At 69.1% G+C, this 11,503-nt stretch carries 14 protein-coding genes; 9 read left to right on the top strand and 5 right to left on the bottom strand.

Annotated elements, in window-relative coordinates; genetic code table 11:
- The first annotated feature begins 124 nt into the window (after positions 1–124).
- The 4 genes from ACPW96_RS05560 to ACPW96_RS05545 all read left to right on the top strand — a co-directional run bounded on the left by ACPW96_RS05560 (position 125) and on the right by ACPW96_RS05545 (position 3,324).
- Positions 125–1,582, top strand: coding sequence for a cation:dicarboxylate symporter family transporter (locus ACPW96_RS05560; RefSeq protein ID WP_425818603.1), 1,458 nt, complete (start codon positions 125–127; stop codon positions 1,580–1,582).
- A 73-nt stretch (positions 1,583–1,655) separates the two neighbouring features.
- Complete coding sequence (locus ACPW96_RS05555; protein ID WP_425882294.1) at positions 1,656–2,348, top strand: NUDIX domain-containing protein; 693 nt, start codon at positions 1,656–1,658, stop codon at positions 2,346–2,348.
- The gene (locus tag ACPW96_RS05550; protein ID WP_425882293.1) at positions 2,345–2,644 is read left to right on the top strand and encodes a SelT/SelW/SelH family protein; all 300 of its coding nucleotides are present in this window, start codon (positions 2,345–2,347) and stop codon (positions 2,642–2,644) included. The genes ACPW96_RS05555 and ACPW96_RS05550 overlap by 4 nt, the downstream gene beginning before the upstream one ends.
- Before the next feature lie 23 nt (positions 2,645–2,667).
- Positions 2,668–3,324, top strand: coding sequence for a phosphatase PAP2 family protein (locus ACPW96_RS05545; RefSeq protein ID WP_425817541.1), 657 nt, complete (start codon positions 2,668–2,670; stop codon positions 3,322–3,324).
- Positions 3,325–3,351: 27 nt separating this feature from the next.
- Here ACPW96_RS05545 and ACPW96_RS05540 read toward each other — a convergent pair whose 3' ends face one another.
- The 4 genes from ACPW96_RS05540 to ACPW96_RS05525 all read right to left on the bottom strand — a co-directional run bounded on the left by ACPW96_RS05540 (position 3,352) and on the right by ACPW96_RS05525 (position 5,380).
- Positions 3,352–3,975, bottom strand: coding sequence for a dihydrofolate reductase family protein (locus ACPW96_RS05540; RefSeq protein ID WP_425882292.1), 624 nt, complete (start codon positions 3,973–3,975; stop codon positions 3,352–3,354).
- Between the two features lie 90 nt (positions 3,976–4,065).
- A complete protein-coding gene (locus ACPW96_RS05535) occupies positions 4,066–4,869 on the bottom strand; it encodes a DNA/RNA non-specific endonuclease (protein WP_425817545.1) in 804 nt (267 codons plus the stop codon).
- The gene (locus ACPW96_RS05530) at positions 4,866–5,051 is read right to left on the bottom strand and encodes a DUF5302 domain-containing protein (protein WP_425817547.1); all 186 of its coding nucleotides are present in this window, start codon (positions 5,049–5,051) and stop codon (positions 4,866–4,868) included. The genes ACPW96_RS05535 and ACPW96_RS05530 overlap by 4 nt, the downstream gene beginning before the upstream one ends.
- On the bottom strand, positions 5,048–5,380 hold the full coding sequence (locus tag ACPW96_RS05525; protein ID WP_425817549.1) for a hypothetical protein: 333 nt from the start codon (positions 5,378–5,380) through the stop codon (positions 5,048–5,050). The genes ACPW96_RS05530 and ACPW96_RS05525 overlap by 4 nt, the downstream gene beginning before the upstream one ends.
- Positions 5,381–5,436: 56 nt before the next feature.
- Here ACPW96_RS05525 and ACPW96_RS05520 point away from each other — a divergent pair, with 56 nt between their 5' ends.
- The 3 genes from ACPW96_RS05520 to ACPW96_RS05510 all read left to right on the top strand — a co-directional run bounded on the left by ACPW96_RS05520 (position 5,437) and on the right by ACPW96_RS05510 (position 9,671).
- Complete coding sequence (locus ACPW96_RS05520; RefSeq protein ID WP_425817551.1) at positions 5,437–7,728, top strand: polyribonucleotide nucleotidyltransferase; 2,292 nt, start codon at positions 5,437–5,439, stop codon at positions 7,726–7,728.
- 216 nt (positions 7,729–7,944) lie between these two features.
- On the top strand, positions 7,945–8,985 hold the full coding sequence (locus ACPW96_RS05515) for an aldo/keto reductase (protein WP_425817553.1): 1,041 nt from the start codon (positions 7,945–7,947) through the stop codon (positions 8,983–8,985).
- Between the two features lie 83 nt (positions 8,986–9,068).
- Positions 9,069–9,671, top strand: coding sequence for a histidine phosphatase family protein (locus ACPW96_RS05510; protein WP_425817555.1), 603 nt, complete (start codon positions 9,069–9,071; stop codon positions 9,669–9,671).
- Positions 9,672–9,677: 6 nt separating this feature from the next.
- Here ACPW96_RS05510 and ACPW96_RS05505 read toward each other — a convergent pair whose 3' ends face one another.
- Positions 9,678–10,154 carry a GNAT family N-acetyltransferase gene (locus ACPW96_RS05505; RefSeq protein ID WP_425817557.1) on the bottom strand — a complete coding sequence of 159 codons (477 nt, stop codon included), beginning with the start codon at positions 10,152–10,154 and terminating at the stop codon, positions 9,678–9,680.
- Positions 10,155–10,214: 60 nt separating this feature from the next.
- Here ACPW96_RS05505 and dapB point away from each other — a divergent pair, with 60 nt between their 5' ends.
- Both dapB and ACPW96_RS05495 read left to right on the top strand, forming a co-directional pair.
- Entirely contained in the window at positions 10,215–11,027 is an 813-nt protein-coding gene (gene dapB, locus ACPW96_RS05500; RefSeq protein WP_425882291.1) for a 4-hydroxy-tetrahydrodipicolinate reductase, read from the top strand.
- Complete coding sequence (locus ACPW96_RS05495) at positions 11,024–11,479, top strand: hypothetical protein (protein WP_425817561.1); 456 nt, start codon at positions 11,024–11,026, stop codon at positions 11,477–11,479. Before dapB ends, ACPW96_RS05495 begins: the two co-directional genes overlap by 4 nt.
- The last annotated feature ends 24 nt before the right edge of the window (positions 11,480–11,503 follow it).

Genomic DNA, 11,503 nt, shown 5'->3' with positions numbered 1-11,503 from the left:
CGCCTCTCCGAGACCAATACGACCGCAACCCGGCTGCGTCGCCGATGAAGGCCCAGAGTACTCGCAGGGCGGATGCCGCGACCGCGGTCCGCAGAACAGTGAAGTTTCTCCCCTGGAGGCGATGATGGCTCTTTCCAATCCCAAGACGGGATCGTTCAAGCTGCCCGGTTACAACTGGCGACGGGGCAAGACGGCCTGGGACAAGCACACCTGGCTGTACGTCGCGGTGATCGTCGCTGTCGTGGCCGGCGCGACGATCGGCCTGATCTGGCCCGAGTTCGCCGTGACCCTCAAGCCGATCGGGACGGCCTTCGTCTCGCTGATCAGGATGATGATCGCGCCGATCATCTTCTGCACGATCGTCGTGGGGGTCGGGTCGATCGCCAAGGCGGCGACGGTGGGCAAGATCGGCGGACTCGCGCTCCTGTACTTCATGGTGATGTCGACGTTCGCGCTGGCGATCGGCCTGGTGGTCGGAAACATCATCCACCCCGGCGAGGGCCTCAACATGACGGCCGCGACGTACGAGTCCGCCGCGACAGCGGAGGCGAAGACGACCGAGGAGTTCCTCCTCGGCATCATCCCGACCACGTTCTTCTCCGCGTTCGTCGGCGAGAACGTCCTCCAGGTCCTGTTCATCGCGCTGCTGGTCGGGTTCGCCCTCCAGCAGATGGGCGAAAAGGGTCAGCCCATCATGAACGCCGTCAAGCAGCTGCAGTCGCTCGTGTTCCGGATCCTCGGCATGATCCTGTGGCTCGCTCCGCTCGGCGCCTTCGGTGCCATCGCGGCCGTCGTGGGTGAGACAGGGGTGGCGGCGATCTGGAGCCTCGGCATCCTGATGGTCGCGTTCTACATCACGTGCATCGTCTTCATCGTCGGCATCCTCGGGACGCTGCTCTACGTGGTGACCCGCATCAACATCTTCAGCCTCATGAAGTACCTCGCCCGCGAATACCTTCTCATCGTGGGCACCTCCTCGAGCGAGTCGGCCCTGCCACGACTCATCGCCAAGATGGAGCATCTCGGCATCCAGCGCGCGGTCGTCGGCATCACCGTCCCGACCGGCTATTCCTTCAATCTGGACGGCACCGCGATCTACCTCACGATGGCGTCGCTCTTCATCGCATCGGGGATGGGTGCGCCGATGTCGATCCCCGAGCAGATCGGGCTGCTGGTCTTCATGATCATCGCGTCGAAGGGTGCGGCCGGCGTCACGGGTGCCGGGCTCGCGACCCTCGCGGGCGGCCTCCAGGCCTACCGCCCCGACCTCGTCGACGGCGTGGGCGTCATCGTCGGCATCGACCGCTTCATGTCCGAGGGTCGTGCCCTCACGAACTTCACCGGCAACGCCGTCGCGACGATCCTCATCGGAACGTGGGTGAAGGAGATCGACAGCGCCCGCGCGCAAGCGGTGCTCCGCGGCGAGATCCCCTTCGACGAGACGACGATGCAGGGGGACGATCACGACGGCATGTCGGATGCGAAGGATGCCGTCGGCACGCAGGGCCTCGAAGACGCGGCGATCGCCGAGGCCGAGGCGAAGGAAGCACGTCAGGCGCAGCGCGCGGTCGCCTCGCACTGAACCACGCGGAGCAGCCACGGCGCGAGCCCGTCCGGTCCCGACCGGGCGGGCTCGCTCGCGCTATGGTGCCGGAGTGACGACTTCCCCCGCAGGCACTCCCGGCGCCGACATCCCCGACTCCCGCGGCCGCACCGGCCTTGATCGCACCGGACTCGATCTGACGGGCAATCCGCGGGTGCGGGTGACGGATGTCGAACTGGTCGCGGCCGCGTGGCACGTGCTGCGGCGCACCACTCTCGAATACCAGGACGCCTCGGGCGAGTGGTCGACGCAGCAGCGCGAGACCTATGACCGCGGCAACGGCGCCACCGTGCTGCTCTACGATCCCGATCGCCGAACCGTGCTGCTCACGCGCCAATTCCGCTTCCCGGTCTACGTCAACGGCCATCCGGACGGGATGCTGATCGAGGCGGCGGCCGGACTGCTCGACGAGGATGACCCCGAGACGGCGATCCGCCGCGAGGCCGCCGAGGAGACGGGCGTGGAGATCGGCGAGCTGCAGCACGTGTACGACGTCTTCATGAGCCCCGGGTCGGTGACCGAGCGCCTGCACTTCTACGCCGCGCCGTACACCGCCGATACCAGGACCGCCGACGGCGGCGGGCTGGCGGACGAGGGGGAGGAGATCGACGTGCTCGACATCCCGTTCGACGAATCCCTGGCCATGATCCGGGACGGGCGGATCTGCGACGCGAAGACGATCATGCTGCTGCACTGGGCGGCGCTCGACGGGCCGTTCGCGCCGAGTGCCGGTCACTCACGATGATCCACCACATCAAGGTCGTCTACTGCACGCAGTGCGCCTGGATGCTGCGAGGCGCGTGGGTCGCGCAGGAGCTGCTCACCACGTTCCAGGACGAGCTGATGGGCGGGGGCGCCACCCTGGTACCGAGCACGGGCGGGATCTTCGAGGTCTACGCCGACGACCAGCTCGTGTGGTCCCGCAAGGACGACGGCGGCTTCCCGGACATCGTGCTGCTGAAGCGCCGGGTGCGCGACCGCATCGCGCCGGATCGTCCGCTCGGTCACGCGGACCGCGCCGCGGCGCGACCCGATGCCTGAGCGGTGCCTGCGAGGATAGCCCAGTGCAACCTCCCCACGAACGCCCCGACCTCTCACGGCTGATCCCGCTGATCGTGGGCGCGGCCGCCGCCATCGTCGCGATCATCTTCCTGTGGATCGTGACGTCGGTGCGCCGCGACCAGCCGTTCCCGATCGATGTCTGGTGGCACGAGCTGATGGTCTCCAATCGGACGGATGCGGGGCTGGTGCTGGCGTGGATCCCTGGACACCTCGGGGGTCCGGTGCTGGCCATCGTCACCGGACTGGTCGTCGTGGGAACACTCCTGATCCTGCGGTGGTGGTGGGCCGCCATCACCGTCGCCGCGACGCTGGTGGTGTGCATCGCCATCGCCGCTCCGCTGGCTGCGGTCGTCGCCCGGATCAGGCCGGAGGATTCGCTCGCCGAAGACGTCCCGACCTCGTTCCCCTCGGGCCACGTCGCCTTCGCGGCCGCCCTCACGACGGTTCTCGCGCTGCTCCTCCGGCATTGGGTCTGGTGGGCGCTCGCGGCGGTGTGGATCGTGTGGATGTCGTGGAGCCGGACCTATCTCGCCGCCCACTGGCTGACAGATGTCATCGGCGGGGCGTTCCTCGGCATCGCCGTCGGAATTCTCGTCTGGGCGACGGTGGAGACGATCCGCAGGCGAAGAGCGGCCCGCCTCGCGAACGCCTCGCCCTGACGTGAACGGGGGTGGCGCGGGCCGTGTTCAGCCGCGGTCCGTCGACCCCGGGATCCGGTAGATGAGATGGGTCACCCGGTCGCCGGGGTGGATCACGGGATCCTCGAACAGGATGTCGCCATCGAGCTCGCCGAACCAGCGGATGCCCCCGCCGAGCAGCACCGGCACGAGGTCGATCCGGATCTCGTCGACGACGCCCCGACGCAGACACTGCCGCACGACATCCGGCCCCGCGACCCCGATCTCCCCGCCGCCCGCGAGTTCGGCCGCGCGATCGAGCGCGGCGTCGAGGTCTCCCACGAACTCGAACGGCGCAGGGGCGCCATCCCGACGCGCGGGCGGCCAGTCAGCGGGGGGCTCCCGGTGGGTCAGCACCACGGTCGGCGACTCGTTCGGCGGATGCCCGCCCCAGCCTCTCGCGACGTCGAAGAGGCGGCGCCCGGTGAGGAAGGCGCCCTCGCGGGGCAGGGAATTCCAGTACTCCGAGTCCGCCTGGCTCAGATGGAACGGAACCGGATGACCAGGCATCCACGTCTCGACGTCCCCCGCCTCGTACCAGTCGAAGAGGGGGCCCACGCTGTCGTCGTCGCGGGCGATGAACCCGTCGATGGACATCGAGAACTGGGCGGAAACACGGCTGGAGCGGTGCATGCAACCATTGTGTTGATAAACCGCCAGGTTGTCAACGGCGAGATACGCTGCTCCCGCAGGGCGACCCCGCTACGCGCAGTGCCGCTGGACCTACAGCACGATGTCGGCGGTGGTGCGCAGTTCACGCCATCGCGGGCGGGGGAGCGCCGTGACCGGCACGAGGACATCCGCCGCGACGAGCGGGCCGAAGTCGATGCCGGCGAGGTCGCCTAGCTCGGCGATCGGCGCCTGGAAGGTGCGGAAGCCGCCCAACGGCGGCACGGCCCTGGGAGAGCCGTCCCGCAGGAGGGCGCTCTGGTCGAGCACGAACCCCGCGGCGCTGAGCGCCCCGTCGGATGCCCACGCGGCGACCTTCCAGAACCGCCGGGGAATCTGCACTCCCCGATAGAGCGGGTCGTCTTCGACCAGCACGGGTGCGGTGAAGACCGACACGCGCAGGTCCTGGGCGTCGGCGTAGCCGAGAACGTGGTCCTCGAGTCCGACCCACAGATCCTCGCCCTGATTGAAGCGACCGACCTGGGGTGCGGCGTTCGTGTAGACGAAGGTCTGCTCGGTCGCGGCGCGCGCGGTCGCGGCATCCCCCCAGCCGGGATCGCGCCGCCGGACCATGTGGCCGCGGTCGAAGTCATTGTCGCTGTAGAGGGCTGGCCCCGCCTGCGCGCTCGCGGGAACCCGGGCGTCGAGCTCCCACCTGCCCGTCCGCGGCAGGTCGAGCAGCGCCTCGCCGTCGATGTTGACGGCGGTCACGCTCGCGAGCCGGCGCTCGATGTCCAGCAGCACGCTGAAGTGCAGGTACGCCAGCTCGCGCACCTCGGCCCCGCCGAGCGGAGTCGGCACGGGGACCGGCACCCCCAGGAACGAGGCGTCGTAACCGACCTCTTCGGCGTCGATCACCCGCTCTTGCGGCGGAACTCGCGCTTGGTCTGGATCGGCCCGTGAGCCGCGTGCACCGTCGAATCGCCGTCGAGGTGCGCCTCGCCCTCGCGGTGCTTCGCGTTCTTCTTGTCGAGCGCCTCCTTGAACTTGCGCTTCTGTTCGTCGGCTGCCGCTTCCTGCGGCTTATCGTCGGTGCTCATGCCTCCCACCCTAGATCGATGCCTCCTCGCCCCGCCAGACGCGGCCGATCGCGGCGTACGACGGGCACGCTGGTAGGCTTGTGCAGGTTGCCTTCGGGCATCCGCTCAATTTCATATGAGCCACTACGGAGCAGGCCGGCAGGATGCTGGTCCCCTGTGGTGGTCTCCCAGTCGCCGATCTCGCCATCGGCGGCTGGTGGACTTCCACTGGTGACCAGCGCAAGCGCATCAAAAGCCGTGCTGAAATCTGCCTGTTCCTGCTCCTTCGAACGAACTCGCGCGCCACTCGGGCGGGCGAGGAGTTCCTCCCCGGTATGGGAGGAGCTCATCAAAGAGTCGTCCCCAGGTAGGGGAGGACTCATCAACAAAGAAGGAGATAGACCTCTTGGAAGGTCCTGAAATCACGTTCGCCGAAGCCGTTCTCGACAACGGCCGTTTCGGCACTCGCACGATCCGTTTCGAAACGGGTCGTCTCGCGCAGCAGGCGCAGGGCGCCGTCGCCGCGTACCTCGACGAGGAGACGATGCTCCTCTCGGCCACCAGCGCCGGAAAGCACCCGCGCGAAGGCTTCGACTTCTTCCCGCTGACCGTCGACGTGGAAGAGCGCTCGTACGCCGCCGGCAAGATCCCCGGCTCGTTCTTCCGCCGCGAGGGCCGCCCCTCGACCGAGGCCATCCTCGTCTGCCGTCTCATCGACCGCCCGCTGCGCCCGTCGTTCGTCGACGGCCTCCGCAACGAGGTGCAGATCGTCATCACCGTGCTCTCGATCGCGCCGGGCGAGTTCTACGACGCGCTCGCGATCAACGCGGCATCGCTGTCGACGCAGATCTCGGGTCTGCCGTTCTCCGGCCCCATCGCCGGCGTGCGCCTCGCCCTCATCCCTGGTCACGGCGACAACGCCGACCAGTGGATCGCGTTCCCCACCGTCACCCAGCTCGAGGAGGCCGTCTTCGACCTCATCGTCGCCGGTCGGGTCATCACCGCTGCCGACGGCAGCGAGGACGTCGCGATCATGATGGTCGAGGCCGAGGCCACCGAAGGCAGCTGGAACCTCATCAAGGGCGGCGCCACCAAGCCGAACGAGCAGGTCGTGGCCGAGGGCCTCGAGGCCTCGAAGCCCTTCATCAAGCAGCTGGTCGCGGCACAGAACAGCGTCGCGAGCACGGCGGCCAAGGAGATCCAGGACTACCCGGTCTTCCTGCCGTACACGAAGGAGACCTACGACTTCGTCGCCGGTCGCGCGTACGATAAGCTCGTCCCGATCTACCAGATCGCCGACAAGCAGGAGCGCCAGAACGCGGATGACGCGGTCAAGGATGCCGTCAGGGCCGAGCTGACCGCCGCGGTCGAGGCCGGCGAGCTTCCGGCCACCGCCACGCTCGAGTTCTCCGCTGCCTACAAGTCGGTGACGAAGATCATCGTGCGCGGCCGCATCCTCGCCGAAGGCGTGCGCATCGACGGCCGCGGGCTGGCGGACATCCGCCCGCTCGATGCCGAGGTGCAGGTCATACCGCGCGTGCACGGCTCCGCGATCTTCCAGCGCGGCGAGACCCAGATCCTGGGCGTCACCACGCTGAACATGCTCAAGATGGAGCAGCAGATCGACTCGCTGTCGCCTGTGACGCACAAGCGCTACATGCACCACTACAACTTCCCGCCGTACTCGACCGGTGAGACCGGCCGAGTGGGCAGCCCCAAGCGTCGCGAGATCGGGCACGGCTTCCTGGCCGAGCGCGCCCTCGTGCCGGTGCTGCCCAGCCGCGAGGAGTTCCCGTACGCGATCCGCCAGGTGTCCGAGGCTCTCGGCTCCAACGGCTCGACGTCGATGGGTTCCGTGTGCGCCTCGACCCTCTCGCTGCTCAACGCCGGTGTGCCGCTGCGCGCACCCGTCGCGGGCATCGCGATGGGCCTCGTATCCGACCAGGTCGACGGTCAGACCCGCTACGCGGCGCTGACCGACATCCTCGGTGCAGAAGACGCTCTCGGTGACATGGACTTCAAGGTCGCCGGCACGAGCGAGTTTGTCACGGCGATCCAGCTCGACACGAAGCTCGACGGCATCCCGACCTCGGTGCTGACCGCCGCGCTCCAGCAGGCCCACGACGCCCGCCTGACGATCCTCGGCGTGCTGAACGCCGCGATCGACGGTCCGGACGAGATGGCGCCGACGGCTCCGCGCGTGATCAGCGTGCAGATCCCGGTCGACAAGATCGGCGAGCTGATCGGCCCCAAGGGCAAGACGATCAACGCGATCCAGGACGAGACCGGCGCGCAGATCTCCATCGAGGAGGACGGCACCGTCTACATCGGCTCGGCGGACGGCCCCTCGGCCGAACTCGCCCGCGCCCAGGTGAACGCGATCGCCAACCCGACGAACCCGGAGATCGGCGAGCAGTTCCTCGGAACCGTCGTCAAGATCGCCACCTTCGGCGCGTTCGTCTCGCTCCTTCCCGGCAAGGACGGACTGCTGCACGTCAGCGAGGTCCGCAAGCTCGCCGGCGGCAAGCGCGTCGAGAACGTCGAAGACGTGCTCGGTGTCGGCCAGAAGATCCTGGTGCGCATCACGAAGATAGACGACCGCGGCAAGCTGTCGCTCGAGCCCGTGGTCGAAGAGGCCGCGGGGACCGAGTCGCCGGTGGCCGCGCCGGAGAGCCTCGAGGCACCCGCAGAGGTCTGAGCGACGCTCTGACGGAGCAGAAAAGGCCCGGCTGTCCCCTATTCGGTGGACAGCCGGGCCTTCGCTTGCGCACCGTGACCAAACTGTTATGTAATGTTTACCGCCGGTCCGCCTGATTGACGGTCTCTGTCGGAGCCCTGCTCTAGCCTCGAAGTACGCGCCGGGGGGTGCGCATTAGATCACGAAGAACCCAAGGGCTTCGTGGGGGGTGGGCTCATGTCTTTCTTCGGCGTTGGTACAACGGCTTCCGCCGAGGTGCCATCCGGTGGACCGGATGTCCAGGCGAACGCGCCGCACCCATCAGCCCCCATTCCCGTCCAGGGACCCGCCGTCGGACGCAGCGTGCGCGTCCCACTGGGCGAATCAGGCCCCGGGGTCTTCCCGCTGATCCTCGGCGGTGCCGAGTTCGGCTGGAATGTCGACCTCGAGTCGAGCCACGACATCCTCGATCGCTACGTCGAGCTGGGCGGCAACACCGTCCACACCGCGGACGCATACTCCGCCGGCCGCAGCGAGCACATCATCGGGCAGTGGACCCGCTCCCGCGGACTCCGCGACGACGTGGTGCTGGCGGTGCGCGTCGGCGGCCACGCCGACAATCCGGGGCTCGGTCCGGTCAGTCTGGTGCGAGCCGTGGAAGCGTCGCTGACGCGCCTCGGCACCGACCGCATCGACGTGCTCTATCTCGACGCCACCCATGCCGACGCTCCGCTGGAGGACACGCTCGCCACCGCCGAGTGGCTCGTCGAGGCCGGCAAGGCGCGGGCACTCGGCGCGTTTGCCTTCTCCGCTGAGAAGTTGGTGGAAGCACGCATCCTGGCATCTGCCGGCTACCCGCGCATCACGGTGCTCGACGCGCCGTACAACGTGCTGCGGCGACAGGAGTTCGAGGGTGACGTCCGCCTCGTCGCGAGCGCGCAGAGCGTCGCCGTCACTCCTTCCCACGCGCTCGAGCACGGCTTCCTCTCGGGCCGCCACCGCCAGCGCTCCCGACTCAGCCACACGGTCCGCGGCGCCCAGATGGTCGGCAGCCTCAACCGCCGGGGCACGCGCACGCTGCGCGCGCTGGATGCCGTCGCCGCCGAGTTGCAGGTGCCGGACGCCGCGGTCGCTGTGGCATGGCTGCTCGCGCAGAAGACCGTCGTGGCGCCGATCGTCAACGCCTACGCGGCTCAGCACGTCGAGGAGCTCGTACAGGGCGTCGGTGTGCACCTCAGCCGAGCACAGCTGGCCGAGTTGAACAGGGCGGCCGAGTAGCGGAGACCGACCCTGCGGCGGCCCTGGCGCGACGTGGCATAGTCTGATGGTTCCCCCCAGCCGAAGTATCGGAGTGATGTGCAGTGACGCACTTTATCTACCTCGTGCGCCACGGTGAGCATCAGGATGCCGAGCACGGCCTCCATGACGGACCGCTGTCGGCGCGCGGCCGGAGGCAGGCCTCCCTCATCGCCGATCGCCTCTCCGGGGTGCCGCTGGAGGCGGTCTGGCACTCCCCGCTCGAGCGGGCAGCGCAGACCGCCCGGATCGTGGCCGACCGGCTGCCGTCCGTGACACCCGAGCCGTCGGCGCTGCTCTTCGACTGCGTGCCGACGGGCATGACCGGGCAGACACCCGCCGCTTTCGAGCCGTTCTTCGGCTCGATCACCGAGGCGGAGGTCGATGCCGGCCGGGCGCAGATGGCCGATGCCGTCAGCGAGTTCTTGGTGCGTCGGCAGGGCGATGTGCACGAGCTCCTCATCACCCACAATTTCGTCATCGCCTGGTTCGTGCGCGAAGTGCTGCAGGCGCCGGAGTGGCGCTGGATGACGCTCAACCAGGCGCACGGCGGCCTGACGGTGATCTCGCAGAAGCAGGGCAGGCCCTGGACGCTGAACGCCTTCAACGACCTCGCGCATCTGCCCTTCGAGCTCCGCACCGGCCTTTCGGACCACACCGTCGTCTAGGCCGGATCAGACGGGCGAGAGAACCTTCCCGTACCAGCGCGTGGCGTTGCTGTTGTCGTTGTACGGCTCGATGGGGGTGAAGCCGGAGCGGGCGTACAGAGCGCCGGCGGCCTCGAGGGTGTGATGGGTGTCGAGCACGAGCTCGACGGCGCCCCACTCGCGTGCCCGGCGCTCGAGCTCATCCATCAGCAGCCGCCCCCAGCCCCGGCCGCGCGTCTCGGGGCGCAGGTAGAGGTGCTTGATCTCGTAGCGCCGGCCGTGCGGACCATCCGGGATCGCGCGGATCCCTCCGCATCCCACCGGCGCTCCGTCGTCGTCCTCCACGAGGAGGAAGACACCCGCCGGCGGCTCGAACGTCTCCGGGGCGGGAAAGGTGGTGCGGTAGGTGGCGTCGGGGAATCCGGTGGCTCTTGCAGCGAAGTACTCCGCGAGCAGCGCGTGGGCATCCGGCGCGTCGACGGCGGATGCGCGAAGCAGTACCATGCTTCGAGCCTAACGAGTGGGCGGAAAGGACCGCGCGGCGGCCGAACGTAGGATGGACCCATGACGACGCGTGTGGCACTCGTGGGCGGCACCGGCAGGCTCGGGAGCATCATCCGCACTGTCGTCGACCAACTGGACGACTTCGAGGTCCTCGCCGTGCTGGGCTCGGGCAGCGACTGGGACGATCTGTCCGGCGCCGACCTGGTGGTCGATGCGAGCACACCGGCGGTGAGCATCGACGTCGTCCGCGCCGCCATCGAACGCGGCATCAACGTGCTGGTCGGCACGTCGGGCTGGTCGAGCGAACGAGTTGCGCTCGTCCGTCCGCTCGTCGACGCCGGCGGCACCGGAGCGGTCTTCATCCCGAACTTCTCGCTCGGCTCGGTGCTCGGCTCCGCGCTTTCCGCTGCCGCCGCCCCCTTCTTCCCGTCGATCGAGATCGTCGAGGCGCACCGCGAGACGAAGGTCGACTCGCCGAGCGGCACCGCCGTTCGCACCGCCGAGCTCATCGCCGCGGCCCGCGCCGATGCCGGCCCCGTCGAGTCTCCGCACGTCGATCAGCGGGCCCGCGGCCAGCAGGTCGCGAGCGTTCCCATCCACTCGCTGCGCCGGCCGGGTGTCGTCGCGAGGCAGGAGGTGATCCTCGCCGGAGCGGGCGAGTCGTTGACCATCACGCACGACACCATCGAGCCCGCCACGGCGTACGCCCCCGGCATCCGGCTCGCCCTGCAGGCCGCTCGCGCAGCGCGGGGAGTGACGATCGGCCTCGAGAACTTCATCGACATCGGCATCCGCGTCCCCGGCACACCAGGGGCCGCCCCGGTCGACGACGGCGGCGTGCCCGGCCAGGTCGCTCGGGCGACAGGGGCGTGAGCGCCCGCATCGGCGTGGCCGTCATGGCCGCGCTGCTCGTCCTGTATCTCGTGCTGGTGGCGCAGCGCGGATGGCTGCTCCTGCGCAGCGGTGACCCCATCGGCGTGGCGATGGGCGTCGCCCTCTTCGTCCTGCCGGCGATCGCCGGGTGGGCACTCGTTCGCGAGCTGATGTTCGGCCGGTCGGCGGAGCGCCTCGGCGCGCGGCTCGAGGCGGACGACGCCCTCCCCGCCGAATCCGTCGCGGTCAGGCCCAGCGGTCGGGTGCTTCGAGAGGAGGGCGACGCCCTGTTCCCGGTCTACCGGGAGGCGGTCGAGGCCGCTCCGGAGGACTGGCGCGCCTGGTACCGGCTCGGACTCGCCTACGATGCGGCGGGCGACAGACGACGCGCACGCTCCGCGATCCGGCAGGCGATCCGCCTCGAGGCGGGCTCGCGCGACGTCAGCCCGTGACGCTCACCCGGCGCCCCGTGACGC

Origin of the sequence: Micromonospora sp. DT81.3 (assembly GCF_049847225.1) — a bacterium.
Taxonomy (GTDB): domain Bacteria; phylum Actinomycetota; class Actinomycetes; order Actinomycetales; family Microbacteriaceae; genus Microbacterium.
The sequence above is the reverse complement of the archived record's forward strand: the minus strand, read 5'-3'. Positions and strand labels throughout refer to the sequence as shown.